The sequence below is a fragment of the Paenibacillus sp. V4I3 genome (genome assembly GCF_030817215.1).
Taxonomy (GTDB): Bacteria; Bacillota; Bacilli; order Paenibacillales; family NBRC-103111; genus Paenibacillus_E.
In genome coordinates this window covers 4253177-4277475 of record NZ_JAUSZA010000001.1, presented here as the reverse complement: position 1 = coordinate 4277475, position 24299 = coordinate 4253177, and the positions used below count along the sequence as shown (strand labels likewise).

At 47.6% G+C, this 24299-nt stretch carries 16 protein-coding genes; all 16 read right to left on the bottom strand.

Features of this window, described 5'->3' with window-relative positions:
- Positions 1–48: 48 nt before the first annotated feature.
- The 16 genes from QFZ77_RS19575 to QFZ77_RS19500 all read right to left on the bottom strand — a co-directional run bounded on the left by QFZ77_RS19575 (position 49) and on the right by QFZ77_RS19500 (position 24269).
- Complete coding sequence (locus tag QFZ77_RS19575) at positions 49–2409, bottom strand: glycoside hydrolase family 95 protein (protein ID WP_307441976.1); 2361 nt, start codon at positions 2407–2409, stop codon at positions 49–51.
- Between the two features lie 33 nt (positions 2410–2442).
- On the bottom strand, positions 2443–3882 hold the full coding sequence (locus QFZ77_RS19570) for a DUF5605 domain-containing protein (protein WP_307449658.1): 1440 nt from the start codon (positions 3880–3882) through the stop codon (positions 2443–2445).
- A 31-nt stretch (positions 3883–3913) separates the two neighbouring features.
- Entirely contained in the window at positions 3914–5347 is a 1434-nt protein-coding gene (locus QFZ77_RS19565) for a DUF5060 domain-containing protein (protein ID WP_307441974.1), read from the bottom strand.
- A gap of 34 nt (positions 5348–5381) precedes the next feature.
- Positions 5382–6281 carry a carbohydrate ABC transporter permease gene (locus QFZ77_RS19560; RefSeq protein WP_307441973.1) on the bottom strand — a complete coding sequence of 300 codons (900 nt, stop codon included), beginning with the start codon at positions 6279–6281 and terminating at the stop codon, positions 5382–5384.
- Complete coding sequence (locus QFZ77_RS19555) at positions 6282–7259, bottom strand: carbohydrate ABC transporter permease (RefSeq protein ID WP_307441971.1); 978 nt, start codon at positions 7257–7259, stop codon at positions 6282–6284. It lies immediately after the preceding gene.
- Positions 7246–8460, bottom strand: a complete 1215-nt coding sequence (locus QFZ77_RS19550; protein ID WP_307441969.1) for an ABC transporter substrate-binding protein — start codon at positions 8458–8460, stop codon at positions 7246–7248. The genes QFZ77_RS19555 and QFZ77_RS19550 overlap by 14 nt, the downstream gene beginning before the upstream one ends.
- Positions 8400–10217, bottom strand: coding sequence for a carbohydrate-binding protein (locus QFZ77_RS19545; RefSeq protein WP_307441967.1), 1818 nt, complete (start codon positions 10215–10217; stop codon positions 8400–8402). The genes QFZ77_RS19550 and QFZ77_RS19545 overlap by 61 nt, the downstream gene beginning before the upstream one ends.
- Before the next feature lie 21 nt (positions 10218–10238).
- Positions 10239–11360: an ABC transporter ATP-binding protein gene (locus QFZ77_RS19540; RefSeq protein ID WP_307441965.1), complete on the bottom strand. Its 1122-nt coding sequence runs from the start codon at positions 11358–11360 to the stop codon at positions 10239–10241.
- Between the two features lie 112 nt (positions 11361–11472).
- On the bottom strand, positions 11473–12495 hold the full coding sequence (locus QFZ77_RS19535; protein ID WP_307441963.1) for a dienelactone hydrolase family protein: 1023 nt from the start codon (positions 12493–12495) through the stop codon (positions 11473–11475).
- 70 nt (positions 12496–12565) lie between these two features.
- On the bottom strand, positions 12566–13456 hold the full coding sequence (locus QFZ77_RS19530) for an AraC family transcriptional regulator (RefSeq protein ID WP_307441962.1): 891 nt from the start codon (positions 13454–13456) through the stop codon (positions 12566–12568).
- Between the two features lie 14 nt (positions 13457–13470).
- On the bottom strand, positions 13471–14538 hold the full coding sequence (locus tag QFZ77_RS19525; protein WP_307441961.1) for a sialidase family protein: 1068 nt from the start codon (positions 14536–14538) through the stop codon (positions 13471–13473).
- 37 nt (positions 14539–14575) lie between these two features.
- Entirely contained in the window at positions 14576–16729 is a 2154-nt protein-coding gene (locus tag QFZ77_RS19520) for an MGH1-like glycoside hydrolase domain-containing protein (protein WP_307441959.1), read from the bottom strand.
- Between the two features lie 110 nt (positions 16730–16839).
- A complete protein-coding gene (locus QFZ77_RS19515) occupies positions 16840–17823 on the bottom strand; it encodes a sialidase family protein (protein ID WP_307441958.1) in 984 nt (327 codons plus the stop codon).
- Entirely contained in the window at positions 17820–20195 is a 2376-nt protein-coding gene (locus tag QFZ77_RS19510; protein WP_307441956.1) for a glycoside hydrolase family 95 protein, read from the bottom strand. Before QFZ77_RS19510 ends, QFZ77_RS19515 begins: the two co-directional genes overlap by 4 nt.
- 26 nt (positions 20196–20221) lie before the next feature.
- A complete protein-coding gene (locus tag QFZ77_RS19505) occupies positions 20222–22933 on the bottom strand; it encodes a hypothetical protein (protein WP_307441955.1) in 2712 nt (903 codons plus the stop codon).
- Positions 22934–22964: 31 nt separating this feature from the next.
- On the bottom strand, positions 22965–24269 hold the full coding sequence (locus QFZ77_RS19500; protein WP_307441954.1) for an alpha-L-fucosidase: 1305 nt from the start codon (positions 24267–24269) through the stop codon (positions 22965–22967).
- Between the last annotated feature and the right edge of the window lie 30 nt (positions 24270–24299).

Below are 24299 nucleotides of genomic sequence, written 5' to 3'. Positions count from 1 at the left end.
ACAAGGCCACCGATAACGGTGGCCTTGTGCATGATCCTATTTCCAACGCTATATGTTGGTTACCATCTTCGCTTCTTCAAGCTGAGTCTGCTTCCTTGCTGTGAGCACGTACGTCTTACCCTCAACAGCGTCGAACTTGGTCAAATACTCCGAGGTAATGGTTTCAACCGGCGTCCCATCCATTTCCACGGTAAGTGACGATTGCGGGCGCCTGCACGTTACGGTGCATAATTGGCTTTTCGTCGCTTTAATGACACAGCGGGTTAGCTCGCCTTCCTCCCATTCCATCTCGATCTCGAAACCGCCACGGGCGCGAAAACCGCTGATTTTACCACGCATCCATGCCTTCGGTAAGGCAGGAAGCAGTGCAATCTCCCCACGGTGCGATTGCAGGAGCATCTCGGCAATTCCAGCCGTTCCGCCAAAATTGCCGTCAATCTGAAAAGGCGGATGATTGTCGAACAAATTCGGTAGTGTCGAGAGGGAAAGCAGCAAGCGAACATGCTCATAGGATTGTTCCCCGTCCTCCAAGCGCGCAAAAAAATTAATGATCCAAGCACGGCTCCATCCCGTTTGGCCGCCCCCGTTCTCCAACCTGCGTTCCAGCGTCCGTTTGGCCGCTTGCGCCCATTCCGGTGTATGCCTCACATGAATGATTTCTCCAGGATGGAGCGCGAATAAGTGGGAGATGTGGCGGTGACCCGGATGCACTTCATTCCAATCCTCCACCCATTCCTGCAGCTGCCCGTGTTTGCCAATTTGCGGTTGCGGCAGCTTGCGAAGTGTCGTTTCCCATTTCTGCCGAATCGTTTCATCCGTTTGAAGAATATCGGAAGCCACCATACAAGCGCTGAATAATGTATAGACGATTTGAGTATCCATGGAAGGACCTATACTCAGACATCCCACGCTTCCGTCGGGACCGATGAACTTATTTTCGGGAGAGGTCGAAGGACCCGTAACGAGACGTCCCTTTTCGTCTTCAAACAAGTAGTCCAAGAAAAATTCGGCTGCTTCCTTCATAACCGGATACGCCCGTTCACGGAGAAATGATTCATCCAAGCCGAACCGGTAATGTTCCCAGAGGTGCAGAGATAACCAAGCGGCACCCATCGGCCAAATTGAACCTGGTATATGATTTCCCTCTATTTGGGTTGATCCCCACATGTCTGTATTATGGTGAGCGACGAATCCACCGCAGCCGTACACCTTTTGCGCCGTTTTCCTGCCATGAACCCGCATGCGATCGATCAAATCAAACAATGGTTCATGACATTCAGACAAATTGCAAACTTCCGCAGGCCAGTAATTCATCTCCGTGTTAATATTAATCGTATATTTGGACTCCCACGGCGGAGTGAAGCTTTCATTCCAAATGCCCTGCAAATTCGCAGGATTTGAACCAGGGCGGGAACTGGCCATAAGCAAATAACGGCCATATTGGAAAAACAGCGAAATGAGCCCGGGATCTTCCCCGCCATCTTTGTATCGTTGCAACCTAGCATCGGTAGGTAGTAATTCGGTTTCACCCGCATCTTCGGGACGGCCCAGTTCCAGCTTTACACGCCCAAATTTGGAGGCATGATCTGTTACGTGATCCTTCTTTACCCGTTCATATCCCTTGCTTGCTGCATGAACCAGCTGTTGAATGCACTCGGCTTGAGGGTCCTCATGTCGAAATGTTGTTGCAGCCGAAAGATAGATGGTAACAGCTTCCGCCTGATGGACAGTGAGGAAATCACCGATGGCATTCACCGATCCGCTCTCTGGAACGACTTTCACAGCCGTGCAGTACGTCACCCCGTTTTTTCCGCTTTCTCCGCTCATCATCAAAGTATCATTGGCTATCCTTTGCGTACCCTCGTCAAACGGTCTTCGGCTCAAATGCATCCTGAGATTCAATGTTGCAGGCCGATTGCATGTGATCCTGATAACCATCACCTGATCGACCGCACTGCTGAACAATTCCCTCTCATGCTGAACATCGTTTAGGCAATAGCTGACATGGGCGATACCCTGTTCAATGTCCAAATCCCTGTAATAATTGGAAATCATCTTTTTTTCCCCGTCGTGGTAGAAATGCAAATCACCCAACGGTTGATAGGGTCGCATGGATTTGGGATTGGACATTAACCCCATTTGTGCCAGCTCTTCTGCTTCAATTTGTTTCCCTTTACTTAATAAACGCCTTACTTCCGGAAAATATCGCCGACCCTCCGGATTGTCTCCGTTCACCGGTCCGCCGTACCAAACCGAGTCTTCGTTCAATTGCAGCCGTTCTTGATTTACTTTTCCAAATATCATCGCACCTAGACGACCGTTGCCGATCGGTAATGCCTCATTCCACGTTTTTGCCGGTTTTTCGTACCAAAGCTTTGAATTTCCCGTTAATTTCCGCAAATGTTCCAATGACATCTCTCCCTGATTAAGCTATTGATAAGACTAAACGGTCATTTTTCGAATACGCAGCGCGTAATAAAGCTTTGCAGGCAAATCAATTCGGAATCGACCTTCATATGTCCCAGAAAGCGGCGTGATGGTCATGTTCCATGTATCGATCAGATCAACTTCATATTTCCCATCTGGCAGTGCAAATTCGCGGAATGCAAACCGATGTGGGCCAAAGTACTGTAAATAGTATTCGCCCCTCAACTCCAACGTAGCGGCATCGAGCCGATCACTGCTGTATGTCATATGCTCCGGCGTATCCTGAAGAATGCCACGCATAAATTCGATTCTCCGAACGCTTCGTCCATGAAGTTCCCCTCCATGCGACCACCAAAGAACTTGCTCCGCATTCAAATACGTTTCCCCATGAGTGACATAGCCGCCACGGCAAATCCCTTCCCAAATCCGGCAAACTAACTCTTCAGGGGTCAAACTGCCCCACTTGGTATCCAGATTTCCCTCGTAACCGCATTCATCGATAATGACAGGTTTTCCATATTGTTTGGTGCATTCAGAAACAACTCTCACGTCGGCATGTTGGATACTCGCATGCGTCACCCATGGAACACCGAAGTCATACCATGTTCGACAATTATGGATCGAGCGCAAATGTCCGCCATAATCATATTCCTGAGCAATACGAAATAAACGCTTCCAATCTTCGAGACTTTTATGGTTCATTAAATCGTATTCATTGGCGAGCGACCACCAAACGTTGTGGTAGGCACCAAGTCGTGCGATGACATAGCGTAGATAACGATCGTCTTCATTCGAAGTCATCTCATCGAAACCCCAGCGTCCCTCGTCGTAGGGATGAAACAAAATGAGGTCCGCCTGTATACCCAAATCTGCCAAATCCTTTACCCTCTTCTCCAAATGGGCAAAATAATCCGGTCGAAGACGGCTATAATCGAATCCCTGTTCTGACGAGCCTTCAAATGGATAGGCATCCGGCTCAGCGTTATTAAACACGTAATTTTTCGGAAAAACACACATGCGGATTTTGTTAAATGGCGATTGCTGCAGCGTATGCAGCGTTTGCTCTTGAAGTTGTTCGCTTTGCAGATGCCATACATAAGAGGTCGTGCCAATCGGTATGAACCGAGTTCCATCCGCATACTGAAAATGAACAGCATTCTTTACCCGAACGGGTCCGTGATTGCCGGCTGCTGGGATGGTGCAGGTAAACTCTCCAGATATCCCGTCCAGATCCGAACAATTGCTTGACGTTGCATACGACCATACGCCTTCTTCCTCCGGCATAAACCGGATACGGTATTTCCCGCTGCCGTCGTAAAATCCTTCTGCTTCAGCAACATGCAGTTCCTTCTTGAATATGGCGCAGAGACGTATGTCAGTGAACGGGATTCCATCTGAGGGACCTTCCAGTGTCAGCTCAAACACACCCCAGCGTTCAACTTCCTTGGTTACTATCAGTCTGACCTCCTCCTTCCGGGTTTTCTACTCAAACCTTCAAAATGCGCAATGCGAGATTAGGTTTTCCGGGGAGGTCAACCCTGCTTCGTCCGCGAAACGTGCCTTTAACCGGTGTAATGGTCATGTTCCAAGTATCAATGATCTCGATGTGATAGGAAGCATTTTCAGGGAGGTTAATGAACTTATAGGCATGCTGGTGATGACCGAAATATTGAAGCCCATACGTTCCTTGCTGCCAAGCCTTCATCCAATCTGCAGGACCTTGCTCCATAATTTTACGCAAAAAAGTGATTCTCTCCGTACTCTCTCCGTACAGTTTACCTCCAGAGGATATCCAGGCCCTTGTCTCCCGATCGATGAACGATTCACCATGCCCGACAAAACCGCCTCGTGACATGGCTTCCCAGAATCGGTGGGTCATTTCCTCACCGGAAATATTGCCCCAACGTCTAGAGCTGTTGCCTTCATAGGATATTTCATCAATGACGATTGGTTTGGGATTCGCCTCCCGCCAGCTTGTCGTAAGCTCCGCATCCCAGTGCTGTATGCTTTGATGAGTAATCCAAGGCTTGGAGAAATCGTACAACCAGGAAGATTTGTACATCTTCGTACCGTTATGGATCGAACGTAGATGTTGGTACGGGTCCTTATGCTGTACGAATTGAATCAGCCGATCCCAATCTTCGACCGTTTTGAATGTATTAAAGTCGTACTCATTGGAAAGCGACCACCATACGTTCCGGAATGCGGAAAGGCGTGCGATCACGTAGCGCAAGTAAAAAGAATCGGTTCCCGCATCCATGTTATCGACGCCCCAAAACCCTTTATCATAAGGATGGAATAAAACGAGATCGGCTTCTATGCCGAGCTGCATCAAATCATCGATCCGCTGCTCCAAATGGGCAAAAAATTCGCTATTGAACCGTGTTTTATCCACATCTTCCGGACACGTTCCCTCGAAGGCCAACTGAAGAGGAGGTTTCATATCCCGTGTGGGTAAAAGACACATCCTTACTTTATTGAACGGAGAATCTTTCAACGATTGTAGTGTAAGCTCCTCAAGCCGCTCGTCTCTGTGATGGGTCCAATGATAGCAGGTAGTGCCGAATGGCATATACGGTGTACCGTCCTCATACGCGAATAAATAATGATCCTTCACCCGCACGGGACCATGGTTCTCGCGGGACGGCTCTACACATACGAATTCGCCGTAATGACCATCAAGATCACCATGATTGCTGCGGGTAACATAGCGCCAGACGCCAATTCGATCAGGCATGAAGCGGATCCGGTATGTTCCGTTTCCATCGTAAAAGCCATCAGGCTCTATAATGAGGTTCTTGTATTGAAATCGGGCGGATAGCTGAACCTCTTGAAACGGATTTCCTTCGGACGGTCCTTTTAACGTCAGCTCAAACCGTCCCCATTTATCCACTTCTCGCCCGTTCTGTTGAATGCCCATCGGTACGTTATCCCCCCTCAATCCGTTGTGATCATTACTTGATACCGGAATGTGCCATTGTCGCGATGACCTTACTTTGGAACGCCAAAAACATAATGAAATTCGGCAAAAATAGGATCATTGCAGCCGCAGCCGCAGCACCTTGCCTTGACACACTGTTAGCCAAACCGGAGGTCAAGGTCTGCACATAGAACTGAAACGTTTTCAATTCCTCATCCTGAATAAAGTTTTCCGACGCTTCCGTGCTGAGCCATGCTGAGTTAAACGCGATGATGCTGACCGTCATAATCGCAGGCATAACGACGGGAATAACGATTCTTAAAAAAAGCGTAAACTCTTTTGCCCCGTCCATCCGGGCAGAATCGAGCAATTCATCTGGAAGTTGATCGATAAACTGCTTCATCAAAAAAACACCTGTCGGCACGGCAACGAGCGGAAGGACATGTGCCCAGTACGTGTTAAAAATGCCCAATTGGCTGATGATCAAATATCTGGGAATTGAAACCGTTTCAGGAACGAATAACAGTGTCAAAAGAATCGTCGCGAATATCATCTTGTGCCCTGGAAATTTATGCTTGGAAATCGCATAAGCGCACATGGCGCTTGCAATTACGATTGCAATAACAGCCAGTACGGTAGCAATCACGCTGTTAAACAAGTAGCGCGTGATCGGAACCGCCGTTCCCTTCGTTATGGACGCTAATTCCATAAAGCTTTGAAAAGTAGGATGCCTTACGAATATGTTCGGCGGATAAATGAACAATTCCTCATATGGCTTAAAGGCATGATTGAATATATAAACCAACGGCAGCAGCAAAAAAATACTCATCAAAATTAGAATGAATATTGATATTTTTTCCATAGGACTGAATTTGCGGAGTCTTTTGCGTATTCGCCACGATTTGAAGTTTCGAAGAGTACCAGCGATGCTCATTTATTCGCCCTCCTTCGTTCCGAACAGCTTCTCGCATAGCTTATTAGCAAAGTAAATAAATATAAGCAAAAGTACGGATAACGCTGTCGAATAACCGAGCTCAAAACGGGTGTATCCATAGTCATGCATATGGGTCAGGAGAACATGACCCGAATATTGTGGCGTCGGATTCATGCCCGAAAGTGTCTGACCGATTTCTCCGGATTGAATCGCACCAACGATAGCCATGACGGCACCGAACAACATTTGCGGCTTTGTGGAAGGGATCGTGATATACCAAATTTCTTCCAGCCTGCTGCGAATGCCGTCAATTTTACCTGCTTCGTATAGCTCTGGATTCACATTCAAAATACCGGCCAGCATAGCTAGGAACCCTATTCCCATACTTTTCCATAGCGTGACAAAGACCATAGAGCTCATCAAATACTCTTTGCTTGTAGCCCACAATATCGGTTCGCTAATGAGTCCGAATTTCAGAAGTACACTGTTCAAGTAACCAATTCGGTCGCTTGATAACATAGGAACCCATATAATGCCAATCGCTATAGTGCCTGCCAAAGAAGGCGTATACATAGCAAGTGTAAACCATTTGCGATAGATGCCAGGCAGGATCGAAATCAGCCAAGCCAGTAAAAAGGCTGCCATATATCCACCTGGTCCGACAAGTAACGCAAATGTAATGGTGTTCGGCAGCGCGTATTTGAGCAGAGTCAAATCCTGTGACAACATGTAACGAAAATTGTCCCAACCGACGAACCTGGGAGGCTCAATGGAATTATAGTAAGTAAAACTAAGCACAATCGCGGAAAGAACAGGAAGAAAGATAAAAAGAATGAAGCAAATCATAAATGGCGCTATGAACAAATAGGACACTCGGTATGACCAAATCGTTTGCAATAACGTAGGTTCCTTTACTCGGTTTGTGGCCTTTTTAACCCTTTGTACACTAGGCAGCACAATCGGCTCACTTTTTAACATACTTTTCCACCCCTTCCCACGGCTTTGTAATAATCGGCAAGTCCAACGACCGAACCATTTTCCCGTTTCCATCGATAAATTTAAATTCCTGCAGTTTTCTTTGGATTTCCCGATCCAATTCTTTCGCAGACAGTTCGAGCGAAGTCCGGTAGTTCATCCCGTCGATCACGGTTCGGTTCCATGCGTTTTTCATTTCGCGCTCCATTAAATAGCTGCCGCCAGGAACGTTCGGAACTTCCCTGTACCATTTCCATTGCTCCAATATCGCTTGCAGATCATCTTCCTTCCACGGCAGCTGAGTGAACGCATCCATATTCGATGTAAACCAGCGGAACGTCACGCCGTTGAGCGTTTCCAAATCTGTACCGAACCTTTCCTGTACTTCCGCCGAAGTCCACCATTTCAAAAACTCCCAGCCTTCCTTCGGATGTTTGGCGTTTTTCATAATCATCGAAGAATACATGTTTCCACCCATCCACCTGGCTACCGTGCCATCATCCTGCCGTTCACCGGGAACAGGGGCTACCCCCCACAAACCATTCAGTTCTGGAGCCGCTACATTTAATTGTAGATACGTATTCAAATCGGCAATACCTAGAGGATAGGACCCTTCCCTGAAGTGCTGGTAGAAGCTATCCATTTGTTGATCGATCGCATATTTGTTTTGCAGCTCGGTCCATTGTTTGAATGCATTGAAGCTTTTCTCCGAAGTCAGCCCCGTTTTCGAGCCGTCTTGCAAATAGTATTCCGCTCCATGCATCTGCAGGAATATGCCGTGATCATTAACCGGCGTAAAGTTCATACCGTTCTGCTGCAGCACAGGCAGCATCTTGTAAAGATCATCCCATGTGTCCGGAACTTTCAGGTCCAATTTTTGCAAAATATCTTTCCGGTAGTACATGACCCGGAACTCCTGTGTTTCCGGTACTGCGTAGTAACCGCCATTATAATAGAACGCTGGCCACGTACCCGGGGAAAACTGCTTATAGTACTCGTCGAAGTCCGGAAATTGCTTCAGATTATAGATCCCACCGCGAATCGCATAGTCGAACGGAATTTGCTGCTGCAAGCCTAACGCGACGTCAGGCGCAATTCCTGCGGCATTCATCATAACAAGCAGCTTCTCATCTTTAAGCAGATTCACTCTGACTTTGATTCCGGTTTGCGGTGTAAACAATTCATCCGCCAAACCTTGCAGCATATTGACGTAATCCCGTCCTCGGAGCATCCAAACATCGAGCACCATACAAACACCATGTCTTCCTTGTTTGTCGTTCTTTTTGATTTAAAGGAATCAATGAAATTGATGACGGCCCCTTCCCATTTTTCATAAAAGGTAGGTAATATCTTCGGAAGCGGTTGTTCAATGGGCACGACATAAATACGATCCAACTGAAGAGGCTGATAGGTGAGTTGCTTGATTTGTTCGGCCACCCGGCCTTGCAGTCTGTTCAAGATGCTTGCATTATACGGAATTTCATCTGGGTTTTTCAGCAAATCTTCCATATCTTTCTGCACAGTAACAAGCGCTTGCGTAACCGCATCCGGACGGCCATTAATTACTGCCATTCGCTCGCGAACTCCGTTCAAATCATCATGAACGCCTTGCAATTGTTCGACAAAAATGGGAAGGTCATTCTTGAAATCCCACGTCCGGTTTTTGTCGTCCACCCCGCCGGTCAACGTTCTTAGATCAGCGGAAAGCTTCGACAATTCTCCTATGGTATGATCCAAATCGGAAGCTATCGAACTCAATGGAGCCCATGTGACGCGCATCGAGATCGTATTAGTCCCTTTTTCCAAATAAAATTCGTACGGATTGTCCCGATCGTCGGCCAGTGTAATCCCCTTCCAGCCTGATGCGTACATAAAACGATAGGCTTTCAGCTCAGCAAACGGCACTTTGCCGTTTATCTTTATCTGACGGAACGACGAGCGGTTAGATACGTACGATTGTTCCGCGCGCATCGCAATTTTGTAGTATCCGGTCTCCGGTACGTCGATGTTCCAGCTAATCTCTTGATTATTCGACGACCACCGGGAACCGTCTATTACATTGTAAGTAATATGGCCGCGTACACTGGGTGTAGAAGCAATATCGTTATCGTATGCCAGTGATATGGATGAATCGTTTTTCCATAGCAGTTGTTCCGCTTCGATCACGATCGGATCCGCCTGTACAGCAGCTACATTAGTTGGCCACATACTTCTAACGGTTTTATAGTCGGTTGTTTTGTGCGGCGCTTTAAACGTTATGGATTCAAGCGCAAACGGATCGCTGCCCGCCAACCGGATTCTGTGCTTCCCTGGTTTCAAATACCAGGTTAGCGGATCTTCGTATACGCCGGACAAATCACGCAGCTCCCAAGATAACCATCCGGATTTATCATCAGCCGTTGGGCGAATCTCATCGCCTTTATCATCTTTGCGAATCGGAAATTTATCCTTCCAATGTCTGTATAACTCGACCGATTTCGATTCCAAATAGGGGCTTGAGCCATCTACGGTCAAATTTAACGCAATCGGCTTGCGGTATTTCGTACCGACGAACGGATTGTATGACATTTCAATTGTATACAACCCGCCTTGCGCCACATCCACCTCGTATTCGATCCATTCATCCCTTAAGGCGGTCCAGATCAGAACGCCATTTTTTTCGTTATAGGGCCCTATAGTAACATTGGCGTTAGCCGACTGACTGACGAGCTTCGAGCCGGGGATGCTCATTGTCCCATTGTGATCGGTCGAAGCTCCTTCCTTTTTCCACTGATCAAGCTTTTCAAAATAATTAGGATCCAGTTGCTTGGATGAATTCGCCTGGTTTTCCATCCTCGTTGTCTTCGAGTCTGTCCCTGATGAAAGGCTTGTATCCGCTAAACCGGGAAGCGTTTGACTGAGCATACATACGAGCGCCAGCATCGTTGAAATCCATACCCGGGTTCGAAAAAACACCTTCAACTTCATCCCTCCGCTGTATATTTAATACAATAGATTGTCCTTTGAGTCCTTATCGAAAAATAGTGCTTTCTGCATATCGAGAGATAGAGCAAGCTTCTCGTTTTCCTCAAAATTGTGATCGGCCCGGGTTCTAACAATCAGCAGATTGGGCATGCCGATATCCATGTATAAATACATGTCCGCCCCCATCAATTCGTTAATCTTTTGAGTCCCGACGATTTGTGCATGGTTGTGAGCATCATTCACTGCCGGGTTTACATGGATATTCTCGCAGCGAATTCCTAATACGACGGTTCTGTTTACTTTATTTTTCTTCTTTAAAATGTTCGATTGATTCGCGGGGATTTCCAAATAATACCGGTTGGTGTGAAACTCCAATTTGCCATCGGTGCTTTCCATAATTTTACCCTCAATTAAATTGATCGGCGGCGTCCCGATAAATCCGGCAACGAACATATTTCTTGGATTATTGTAAATCTTCTGCGGTGTATCTACTTGCTGGATAATGCCGTCTTTCATGACGACGATGCGATGACCCATTGTCATCGCTTCCACCTGATCATGCGTCACGTACACCATCGTCACGCCAAGCTGCTTGTGAAGCTTAATGATCTCCGTTCTCATTTGAACTCTCAGTTTAGCATCCAAATTGGATAGTGGCTCATCCATTAAGAAGACTTGGGGATCACGGACAATGGCTCGGCCGAGGGCTACACGTTGACGCTGACCGCCGGATAGCTGCTTAGGCTTCCTGTCTAGAAAAGGTTCGATTTCTAGTATTCTTGACGATTTTTTAACTGCTTGATCGATCTCGTGTTTGGGCATCTTACGCAAGCGCAAACCGAACGCGATATTTTCGTACACGCTCATGTTCGGGTATAAGGCGTAGTTTTGAAATACCATCGCAATATCCCGATCCTTCGGCGGCAAATGGTTGACCAATTGATCTCCGATATAAAGTTCTCCCGATGTAATATCCTCCAAGCCGGCGATCATCCGGAGTGTCGTCGATTTACCGCAGCCGGACGGACCTACCATGACAAGAAATTCTCCGTCGTGTATTTCCAAATGGAAATCTTTAACGGCATATCCGCCATCTTTACCATATCGTTTTTCCACGTGATTCAAAAGAATGCGCCCCATTGCGGCACCTCCTATAGTCTGTTTCGAACTTCCCGATGATAACGGTTTCAGTTCATTATACATCCATCGACTTTCTAACTTATAGGTGATGATGGCTTACTCTATAGGTGAATCATGCTTTCAACTGCCGGGCTAACCAATCGTATGATTTTCTCCCGGACACTTCATGTTTTCCTGGAAAAAGATCAACTTCGAACTTTCCTCCGATTCCCTCTGTATGATATATCTCCTGGAGTTTGACGCAAGCTTCCTGTACAGAGGCGACCGGAAATAAGGGGTCTTCGATTCCCGATTCGACAAACAGCGCTCTCGGTGCGATTAATCCAATCAATTCAGGAAGATCCGCGTAAGGAAGAATCGAAGGCATATAATTGTCTATGCAATGATTCATTGCTAATAAGCTTCCTCTAAACGTGCTTGTAAACGCACAAATAACGGTAGCCTTAATACGTACGTCCAAAGCGGAAGCGAGCGAAGCAATCAAACCGCCACCGGAAAATCCCATGCATCCGATCCGTTCCAGATCGACATCCTCTCGAGTTAACAAATAATCAAGCGATCTGATGGCTTCATAAATCCGCAGGCCGGCTAACGTTTTTCCATAAAGCAGCAAGCGGGAGGCAAGTGAATAGCAAGAACTGTTCTTCTTTGGATCCTTCTCCTTATCAGCCGACAGCCTACGATCACCGAACCCGATGATTTCTGGCGCTACGACGATCATACCCCTTTGTACAAGCTTCAAAGCAAAATGCTGATGTATGCCGGGAGCCCCATAATCCGTTGTTCCGTCTGGTTGCAATCCAACGATCTCTCTGCTCCCATATCCATGTCCGTGCCATGCCAATACGGTCGGCGCCCTACCCGTGAGCCGTTTCGGAATTAGTACGAATGCAGTAACCTGAAGGTTTATATCTGTCGTATAACTAACACGCTCTAGATAGTGATCTCCTTTATCAATTCTCTCGCGTACAACCGGATTCAATTCACTTGACGTTTCGGGGAATTCCCCCAAACTTTCAAGTAGTTTTGACCGCACCTCAGCTTTTCTTTCGTTCCATGGTTTTTTGAGCGCTTGGCTGGTCTCATCGTTCAGGTTGTTGTATAAATGATTCAAATAATCATCCGGATTCAACATTCGTTATTCCTCCACTTCAATATGTAAAAAAAAAAAAGCTGTTCCATTGCTATGGTCAGCCCCACACATATTAATACGTTATAGCTTTATCTTCGAACTCTTGGAAGTTTTGTCGATATTGTCGAGGCGTTACCCCCGTTTTTTTACGGAATAGGGCATGGAAAAACTTCATATCCTGATAACCGACTTGATTGGCGATTTGGTAAATCGGAATATCGGAAGATTTCAAAAGTTCGCAGCATTTTTGAATGCGTACGTTTTGCAAGTACTGCGTGAATGACAGACCCGTTGATTTTTTAAACAAGCGTTGAAAATGGCTGGCGCTTAAAAAAAAGTAATCCGCCACATGTTGAACCGTAAGGTTTTGCGTGTAATGAGATTTGATAAAATGTACGACTTCCTCCAACATCCTAAAAGGAACAGCCTCTGATTCATTTTTCAATTCAAAACGCTGCAGCATCACCAGCATTTGGATCAGCAAAACGGTCAGAATGGTCTCAAAGCCGGTGCTTCGCTTCAAATATTCCCGGTACATATTGTCAACAAGCGTTGAAAACGTATCGTGCTTATCTTGAAAATGCAGCCACCGCTCGGGACACTTGCACGGAAAAGAGATGGAATTGTAGGTGTGGGATTCTTCCTGAAGAAGATGCATCCAGTTCTCCAAGAGCCCTACTCGGAAAATGCAGTTATAAATGACGAGCATTTTATCCTGCGTCGGAGAGGATGGCCTAAACACATGTGATGTTCCAATTGGAATCACAAACAGATCTCCCTGTTTAATAGGAATCACTTGATCTTCAATATAGTGATAACCGCTTCCTTCCCCCACATAACTGATTTCAACGAAATCATGCGTATGCTGGGAGGTTGTAAACGATTCCAATTCACGATTTATGAAAATATCCATTTTTTCGTCAAAAAACAAGTCTCCACTTAAATGATCTATTCTCCCATTCATGACCATCACCTCCGTCACATGCCCTCTTTAACCCATTCTTCCTCTAGACAAACATATTTGATTCCTTTGCGCAAATACGAAAAAGCGATATGAATCTTTCCGTCACGCGTGGAGATAATCGAAGGATATGAATATCCAATTTCAGTTTCTTTGTACTCCAAATCTGCCATCTGTACGTTTCTGAAATAAGGCCATGTTTTTCCTTCGTCTTCCGAAACGGCTAACGTAAGTGGCGTACGAAGCGGCTTTTTGCGGAATTCACCCTTTCTTTGGACCCACCGGAATTGGTCACGCTCCATCGTGGAGTTATTATAGATCAAGGCCAGATGGCCATTTTGCATCTTAATGAACTGCATCGAGGAATTGTTGTTCGGCAGTTCACTCTTGACAGGAACTGTCCAACTTTTTCCATTTTCGCGAGAAAAACTTGTATAGATTCGGTCCGCCTGGCGGCTCCGGAACATCGCGTAGAGCGTACCATCGTTTAATTCAACAACGTTCATTTGAACCCGGTGGGTGCTGCCCTGCACTTCGAATTCTTGCCATGTTTTCCCTTGATCCGAACTAATTTGCACAACACTGTAATGCCCGTCAAGCTTACAGTAATATGTCGGGAGCAGCCAATCGCCATTTTTGAGCACGAGCAGTGGATGCCTCAGAAATATGCCCAAACCATCAAACAAAACTTCAGTCGGACTCCAAGTAAAGCCTTGATCTTCCGATATGCGGCAAACAACCCTCGATGTTTTTTGGTTATGGGGCTCGTTAGACGTATGGAACAGCCAAAGTTTGCCATTTGGTGCTTGATGCATGATCGGATTTTGCTCGGATCGTTCGGGATCACCCGAAAGCTGCATGGGAGAAGTCCATTGGTTGGATCCAGCAGGTAATCTCGACATCAACACATTTGTATCGGGATTTCCCTCCCCACTACCCGAAAACCACACGCAGAGCAGGTCGCCGTTGTTAAGTTCTAGTAAATTAGCAGCATGGTTGTCATTCGGATACGGAATGGGAAGGTAAGCTTCCCGTAGATGCGGATCCGTCTCCGACTGTACAACAACTCCATTGAAACGTTTCATTAGAACACACTCCTTGTCCGCTTAGTACACTATCTCACTATAAGGCCAGTTCCTTCCAAGTTAGCTCTGTTCGACAAAGCGTATGGTTTGAGAAAATAAGTTTGCCATTTACGTATAAACAGTAGCCTTCCTCAACATTCAGAAGATCCGATGACACACTTGGTTTCCTGTAAGTAATCCGTATTTCCGTGCCTGCCACCTTCACGCGGTCCAAGCAAAAATAATCCAATCCTGTATTCAGAGGATCTAAGATAATCCCCTCTTTTTCAATAGACAATCCCGCCACATGTGAAATCAACAGATCGATATAATACGAGTGATTGTATTCTTGTTCGTCGCTTAACGGTTCACCCGTTGCACTGTTGTAATGCTCAACAAGACCAGGCTGGTTTAAATCCCTTTGCATAAAATGGAGAAATGAATATTCGCGCAGATAATAGGCAAACTGACGATCGAATTGATGATTTCTCCGTTTACTCTCCTTTGCGAGTGCGTCGAGCGCAATCGAATTGGTATAAGGCCAGGTCGGACCGTCCCAGACGCAGCCATTCCTTCCTTTGACAAAATGGCCCATCCAGCCCCCTTCTTTCGAATAGGCTGGGCAATCGATGGAAACGGACGGGAACGGACACTTCGTATGAAATTCCTGCTCATTAAACAGATGCTCGATCATCCCATTGAAACGCTCATCAAGGATCTCTGCCCAACCAGGATAAAACCCGACAATATTTTTGACAAACGCTTTCTCGTCTGTTTGATAATGAAGATCGTAAAAGAACTTTGTATCTTCATTCCACATTTTATCAAGAATGTCCTGCTTGATATTCTCTGCTTGTCGATTATATTCTTCCGCTTCCGGATCGCCCGTAACCTCGCACAATTTAGCAACGCCGAGCGTGTTCAAGTAGTGATAGACCGCACGATCCACCCTCTTGAGATGGGTGTAGGTTTCCTTGTCCTTCGGGTTCTTAGGAAATTGATGGAAATACCAATAACTTGGCTGGTATTCTTTTCCCGTCCTTGTATGTTTGTATTCGATCATCAAATGGTCCTGATCGTTGCCGTTTACACGGTTCCATGCCGAAACATTCAATTTCATGGCAGGCAGTATGTCGGATATCATTTCGATGTTTCGATGTACGAGATACAGCTGATAAGCGGCCCAGCAAGAGAAGTTAGCAAACGAATGCATGATGGTATCTACCGTCAAGCAGCTGAACATGCCGTCTTCGCCTGGAGCATTCTTCATGTTTCGCAGCGGTCCTTCGCCATATACCGGATCGTGGTACCATCTGGCATCCATAATATGCAGAGGAACGGACAGATTAATCAGCTTGCTGAACTCCCACCCCCCTTTACTGAAGGGCTTTTTACTTTTTTTATGAGATCTTCCCTCGTAAAACAATGGATAGGACAAGTGACCGTACTGTGGATCGGCCAAATTGTGCCGAAGCAGAAACCACCGATAGGTCCAAGTCTTGTTTAACACAGGGTCGCTGCTGGTAAATGTCGGTGTTTTTTCAAACCAGATTTGATACTCATTACTCTGATTTTCTATGACCTCATCGGTTGTGTAAACGCTTTCCGCATACGCCGAAGCCCGTTCCCTCAGCAAGTCGGTATGATCCTGACCGGAAATTCCAAATGCTGCTGAGACGATAATATCTTTGGATTCTCCTGGTTTCAAACGAAATTCTTCGAACAATGCGGGATCGCTGACGGAAACTACTCCTGCGATGTCAAAGCTGTAATGCTCGATGTTAAACATTCCATGTAGATAATTCCCTTTGCATTCCGAGAACGCATCACCATACGTCTCCAATCGTAATACGAGCTCCTCGCTGCTTCGATTCGTCCAAGTCTGACAGGAAACTGCACAGTCGTTCCAAGAGATGAACTTGCGTTCAACCAATGAAAGACGATTACCTGTATATGCCATGAGCAAGTGACTCGGAAACCATTCGGTCTGGCACGGCTCAAAGCTTTCTTCCAAATTGTTCGTTATCTTAAACAACAAAGGAATATTGACTTTGTGAATAAAATCGAACCGTCCGGAAAAACCAGGTACGGGATCCAAATAATCGGCCCACAACCGCGCTCCGGTCGAACCGAGCAAGAGTGCACCGGGGAGCGTACGAAGCGCTTTTTTTCCCGCGCGCAATTTTTCGTCCAATCGGCTGCCAGCTGGCATGGATGACCTCCCATCCCATAACTACTTATGGGTGTATTATATTACCATGTCTATTATATCGAAGTCATCTGAGGGATGGATGGTGGTTATCGTCTCAATCTATAGGGCATTCATGCTAAATCGGCAAGTGTGATTTTCCAGAAGGCAATGCGTTCACGCTTCCAGGTATAGGTCACATATAGGTTAAGGCCGCTTGCAACAATAGCGGGATAGGAATACTGCTTTTCTCCTTCATCCAACAGGAATTCATTTTCCCAAGTAAGGCCGTTGTCCTGTGAAAGCCGGATGACGAGCGGTGTTCTCGGTCCTTTCTTCTTCCCGGTTTCCGGACGTGTTGGATTGTAAATCAGCGCGATTGTTCCGTTATCCAGCTTCACCAAATCGATTCCACTGTTGTTGTTGGGCAATTCGGTGGGATATGCCGGACACCAAGTTCTTCCCCCGTCCACCGAGTCGCTGCGGTATATAGCCCCTTCGATGCTTCGAGTGAACATATGCACGTATCCAGGGCTAGATTCCCATAAGGTCGGCTGAATAATGCCTGAGCCTATCATTCTGCTGCGGTCTAATGGGACGGTCTCACTGCGATTCCAGGTCTCGCCTCCGTCGGCCGAGAGGTCAACGAATACATCCCAAGCTGGTTCCAATGAAGCAGGGGCCGCAATCGTTCCGTCGTGCAGCACAATCGGCTTGTTTTTGACGGGTCCCCTTCCTCCCTTATCCCCCTCAACCAAAGGAATCGGAGGCGACCACATGTATCCGTTATCCGTAGAGCGAATAACCATTGTTTCCCATTCGGCAATACTAGTTCCGACTTTATAATATAGAAAAAGAACGCCCTCATTGTTTCGGAAAAGGACGGGATTCCAATGGGGAACATCCTCTTGATCCGCCACTTTCACGGGTGGCGTCCATCCCCCATCTCCCCTGTGTGATACCCAAATCGCAACATCCCCGGCTTTCTCTCGTGTTCCGCCGAACCATGCGGCAATCACATCTCCCCCGGGCAGCAGTTCCAACGTGGATGCGTGACAACTCAGGAAGGGTCTGTCGTCCTCAAAAATGAATTCCTTAACGGTATTGACGTATTTCATCTTTTAGCCTCCAATACGGGAACGATTTCGTAACAGAATCCCTTGCCCGTTTCAAACACCGACTTGTCATTAGACGAACGGTAGATTTGTCCATTCAGAAGGACTTGAACCGGCTGAGCGGTCCATAGCCGGCACTTTTTGCCGGCAATCGACTTGATGCAGGCGCGTGATAGTTTTCCATCCTCCCAGTCCATGTCGATTTCAAACCCACCTCGGGCTCTCAATCCCTTCACGCTACCGCGCCTCCACTGGGGCGGTAAGGCCGGCAGGAGCTGGATCATTCCTGCATGGCTTTGCAGCAGCATTTCCGCAATGCCTGACATGCCGGCAAAGTTACCATCAATTTGGAAAATACTCATCTTCACCTTCGGATGCCGGTGAGCATTCATCATATTCGGGTGTAAACCAGCCAGCAAGTCGTTTAAGAATCGGCGTGCTTCTATCGGTTCACCCAACCGCGCCCAAAAGTTGACTGTCCAAGCGCAGCTCCAGCCCGTGTGCGCTCCGCCATGGTCAAGACGGCGTTCGAGTGTTTTCTTGCAGGCGTCGAATAGTTCGGGCTGTCCATGACGTGTTACTTGATCCAGTGGATGAAGAACGACCAAATGCCCAATATGTCGGTGGCCCGGTTCCAACTCTTCGAAGTCTTCGTCCCATTCCTGCAGCTGCCCGTATTTACCGATTCGGAAGGGGGGCATTCGGCTCAATGCCTTTTCCAGTTGTCCCCTAAACGTGTTATCTAGGTTTAGAATGCGGCTGGCTTCCATGCAGTGGGCAAACAAGCCTTTGATAAGCGCCAAATCCATTGTCGTTCCTTTTGTTACGCTGCTTCGCTGCCCGTCCGGGGTAATGAAGAAATTTTCTGGGGAAGTGGACGGACAGGTGACCAAATAGCCATCTGGGTCCTCGATAAGCCAATCCAGACAAAACAGCGCGGCTTCTTTCATTGCCGGATACGCTTGTTTGAGAAATTGTTCATCCTGGCTGAAAGCGTAATGCTCCCACAAGTGTTGGCATAACCAAGCGCCGGCCATCGGCCAAAATGCCCAACTGGGCGATCCGCTCACCGGTGTCGCGGTACGCCACAAATCAATGTTGTGATGAGCGGTCCATCCCCTGCTGCGGTAATGGATACTGGCCACTTTCCGGCCTGTAATCCGTAAGTCTTCAATCAGATCAAACAGCGGGCGGTGGCATTCTGCAAGATTGCCTACTTCCGCCGGCCAATAGTTCATTTCAATATTAATGTTTGTTGTCCAGCTGCTGCACCACGGTGGTTGGTTCTTATCGTTCCAAATGCCTTGCAGATTCGCCGGTTGTGTACCGGGACGGGAGCTGGATATAAGCAAATATCTCCCGAACTGAAAGAACAGTGCAGCGAGACCAGGATCGTCATTCCCGTTTTTAACCGCTTGGATGCGGACATCCGTAGGTAGAATGTTTTTGTCTTCCCCTCCGTCACCAATGTCGATAGAAACTCTGTCGAATAGTGCGGCGTACTCGCTCATATGCTGCTCTTTCAGACGATCGTACCCCAACCGTACAGCATTCGTAAGCCATGCAACACACAAGTCTGAAGGATCTTTGCCCAGTACGACCGGATCTTTCTCGAAGCCGTTGTAGCTGGTAGCGGCGGCCAGCAGCAGAGTAACCGATCCTTTCCCGCTGAAGCGAATCCGCCCGCCGCTGACTTCCACCCTTCCGCTCTCCGCTGCTGCTTGAAGGTGGATTTCGAAGCCGATTCCTTTTCCCTCGGCATAGAGGATGGGATCGGATGATTTGACCGTGTTAGGCAAAACGTGATATGGGCAGCGGCCGGAGAGCGTCACCCGATCTACAGAAGTTTTGCGTACGGAAAACTGCAGCGGGCTGTGAAGCACGGCGGTAAAACTGGTTTTTTTCTCGCTGTGCAAACGTATCGCCATCACTTGATCAACGGCAGATACGAACACTTCACGGGTGAACATAGCGCCATTTTGACAGTAACGCACCCGTACAACCCCATCATCCAAATCCAATTCCCTGTGATAATCCGATATTTCGCCATCTTCGTCGTAGATAAGTTCCAAATCCCCGAGCGGCATGTAGGACTCAATATCCGGCCCTTCCATGTACTGTTCGATCATCTGTTCCGCTTCTGCGTACTTCTTCGAAAATATCAATTCACGAACAGGATCCAAATGCCGCTCTGCATCATAGCGGACCGTCTCCCGGGGTTCCCCCGACCAAAGCGTGTCCTCGTTCAATTGAATGTGTTCCCGGTTCGTGCCGCCATACACCATCCCGCCAAATCGGCCATTGCCGATAGGAAGCGCTTCGAACCAATCCTTGGCCGGCTGGGCATACCAGAGTGTGGATCTCTTATCAGACATAGACTCTCTCCTAATCTGTCGCTTGCTTACTCGTACAGCCAATCCAATGTGTTGATGCCATCGTTTTTGTGCTCGACATTCCTTGGCCGAATTTCTAGATCAGCAGGTACGACGCCCAAAATCAAGTAAGCTCCCATGCCGAAATCTAGCGAATGCCGTCCTGCTTCGTATCGAAACGTATGGATATTTACAGATGGATACGCGTACAAACGCAATCCTTTTTGCAATACCGGCGCATACCCGCCTAAGTCGTCCGCGTGTGTGTTTTCCTCCAAGCTCGGGACTTGAAGCCACTGCTCATCCTTCGAATTGAAATATCCGATCAACACCTTGGATGGCTGCTGCAATTCGATATCGATCGTCACTCCGCTCAAACCTGCTTCCATTTGGCTGAATCGGATTCCCGTCAAACCATCCAGTTCTTCCGCACAACCGACAATGTGAATATCCCCATCCACAAACACTTGCGCTTCCTTCTCAACGCGGTATGTTTCCGCGTTTTCAGACAGCAAGGTGAATGGCACTTCCTGGTACGGAACAATCGGTTCTTTCATGTTTTTCAGTGCCTCAGGCAGGGTGCCCGTCTTTAATTCATCGAGATGGAATTGGAAGCGTTCCAATTCTAACTCATAGACTGGCAGACACTCCGTCCAGTGCTTGAATTCAAGACCATTACGAATCGGCACTTTCCGCTGCGGCGTCTGCATACTGTTGGCGAATAAATACGTCTTTTCCGTCAAAAGCGTTAGCTTTCGGTAGCTATTCAGGCCGATCTCAAGCTGTACAGCGGCTTCTTCCAAGAACTCCAATTGCTTGAAATACTCTCCACAGACCGAATGCTTGTAGATCAAAATTAGCAGCGACGCCCGGACTTTATGCACATACACCTGCACCATATGATGAATCGCATGCATGTCATCGAACAAGCGATCAAATTCATCCCAGTTTCGTTTCACCAACTTGCGCGCTCTTTCAATCGCTTGCACCGCATCTTCCGCATGCCGACTGACATCAGCAATAATGTCCGGCGGCGTCTCTCCGACGTGCGGTTCGCCTTTCAGCTCCCGGATCACATACTCCTCCAGCCTTTCACCCTGAGGCGACTGGGATTCCCATAAATCTGGCCACGGCATGTGCCGTTCCGGATTCGTCAATTGACTCATGGTCATCCCCAGGCTCATCGTTTGACGGTTGCCTTCGGTAATACCGAACCGCCGCAGCAACTTGGGCGCACATTCTCCGGACGCTTCGTATGCGTCCAGTATCGCTTCGCCTGCTTCCGGGCTGCCGTATCTGTGTCCAAGCACTTCGATCCAGTAATGCCGTTCGGCTGCTGGATCGCGATCCGGGTTCCAAGCGTAACGGAACCAGGCTGCGAACCAAATCCAATCGCGGTCCAATTGTTTCAGCCTTGGCTCCGCCAAATCCGGCGAAAACGGCCAATCCCAGAAAAACAACGGATACAGATGCAGTCCGTTCGCTTTCAGCCGATATTTCGCCGCCTGCATACATTTTTGGATAAACGAAGGCGCCCCGTAACGGAAAGGCTCCAGGTTAGCAAGTATATGTACATTGACGATATGAATCGTCTTCAGCGAACCGAGACGGTTGTGAATGTCCTGCCATTTGCCCCGAGGCGTATACGTTGTCAATGATTCACCGTTATATTTAGCTTCCGTATACAGATTCGGATACAGAGGCAGCGCCGCCTCAATGACTTTTTGTGGCTCTATCGCGTGTGATCGTAGAATAATCGGCGGCTTTTCCTTCACATTTGAATCCTTAAGCCCTTCCAACAAGCCTGCGAGAATCGTTTCGTTAAACCATTCCACTCCGTATATCTGCCCCTGCAGCGCTTCCCCGAGGCAGACCATCATACCCACGTTAGGGAATGATCGAACGAAAGAGGCGATCGATTTCTTATAGTAATCGCTTGTTAAAGGCAGCGGCTTCGGTTGATGCAGCTTCAATCCATGCTTCTCCGCAAAAGGCAGCGGAATATGAATGTTGTAAAACTTCAATACGAGCCATATGCCTCGTCGGTCCGCTTCCTGCGCCACCCAACGAAACGTTTCAACGTTCTGCGAAAACTCTTCTTCTGTAACTTCAAGTGCCTCCGGGTAATCATCCAATCTCACTAGCGAGGAGAAGGGATGTCCAGCCCACAAATAGACGATGTTGCACCGCTGCTCCAGCAGCATATCGAGAAATTCCCGCCACAATGCCCGGTCATAAAACCAGGGAAAGCGTGTGGGGGTAATCGGATATTCATACGTTTGACGAGGCGGTTCGACGGTTGTTTTCTGCAGTCCAATCGCCGGCCCCCTAAGCGCGAATCGTGGAGCGTCACCGTAGGCGATATCTTCGGGCAGAAGCCCTGCAGCGCGAACTCGCTGCGCAAGCTCCATACAGCCGTATAATATTCCGGAATCGCTGCCCCCAGAAACCGTCATCAGATTGCCCGGGCAAGCGGCGATATAAAACCCTTCTCCCTCAGGAGCTTCCGTGTGATACAAGAGTACGTCACGTTCTTCCAACTGCCGAAGCAAGTCAGATTCATTGCGGTTTCCCACAAAGATTTTTCTTTCATGTGCGGATCGATAGCTGTCCCACGTCCAGGACACTTCTTCAACTTTCACATCATATCCGCAGTCCAGCAGCGCTTGTTTCAACAGCCGGATGCCATTTTCCACCCGCGGGGCAGGATTGGGTGCGTATCCAAGAGTGACGGCTTTCATCGTTATTACCCAACCTCCATTCTATTTTGCTTTATTTTAAAAACAGTTCAATGACCGGCACCGTAACATTTGGTTTCTTGACTGGAAGCGATAAAGTCACTGTATGGTCATCTCGCCCTTCCTTGAAAGCTCCGTTTTCAATACCGCTTGGCACATAGCCTTCTTTAAATCTGATTTCCGATGCGTCGTTTAGGAATTGGGCATACTCCACTTTTCCGGCGAATCCGTGAAGATGGATATTTTTGAAAGGCCAGCTGTACACATGCACGTAAATGCGATTCAACTGCGGATTGTAAGTTAACCGACAATCATCGGGGCAAACGAATGTATCCGGAGCTTGTGTGCATCCGTAGATGGAGCGGTTGTGCCGCTTCATCCATTCCCCCATTCCCTTCAATCGGTCTACGGCACGCTCGTCGAATTCACCGCGTCCGGTTGGGCCGACATTCAATAATAGATTGCCACCCTTACTCACGGTATCAATCATCATTTTGATCAGCAATTCGACGCTTTTCCATGACTCTTCTTCCCGGTGATAGCCCCATGAACCACTGAAGGTATGGCAAGTTTCCCATACGACGCGCTTTCCGTTTACCTGGACCCATTTGGTCGGCATATACTGTTCAGGGGTTGTGATATCGCCACCCACCTGCAAGCGGTCGTTCAATAAAATGTTCGGCTGTAAGGTGCGGATCATTTTGACTAGCTCTTCACTGCCCCAATCTTCCTTGCCTTTGCCCGCCAAACCATTTTCTTCCGGGAACGAAAAATCATAAAATAACAGATCTACTTGACCGAAATCCGTCAGCAATTCCTTCGTTTGTCCATACAAATAGTTCCGGTAGTTGGTGAAGTCTAATTGTGTATTCCCGGCAATATGATTGGGATCAAAGCGAAGCGGATGTTTAGGATCGACCGAATAATGGGGATGATGCCAATCTAGCAGGGAATAATATAAACCAACCTTCATATCGCGTTTACGAAACGCATCTACCATAGGTCTTAGCACATCTCGCCCAGCCGGAGAATTCGTCGCTTTATAATCGGTAAGCTTGCTGTCCCATAAGCAAAAACCCTCATGGTGCTTCGTCGTCACCACGAAGTACTTCATGCCTGCGTCGGAGGCGAGTTGTGCCCAAAGATCGGGATCGTACAAATCCGGATCGAATCGTTTGAAATATTTTTGCCTGTACTGTTCCCCGCTCAATTTTTCCCGGGATTGCAGCCATTCATGCCTCGCTGCAAGTGAATATAGTCCCCAATGGATAAACATGCCGAATCGGTCATGTGTAAACCATTCACTGTCGCCTGCGGTTTTCTCAACTTCGAATGTCATAGTCTCTCTCCCTTGTTATGATTAACCGTT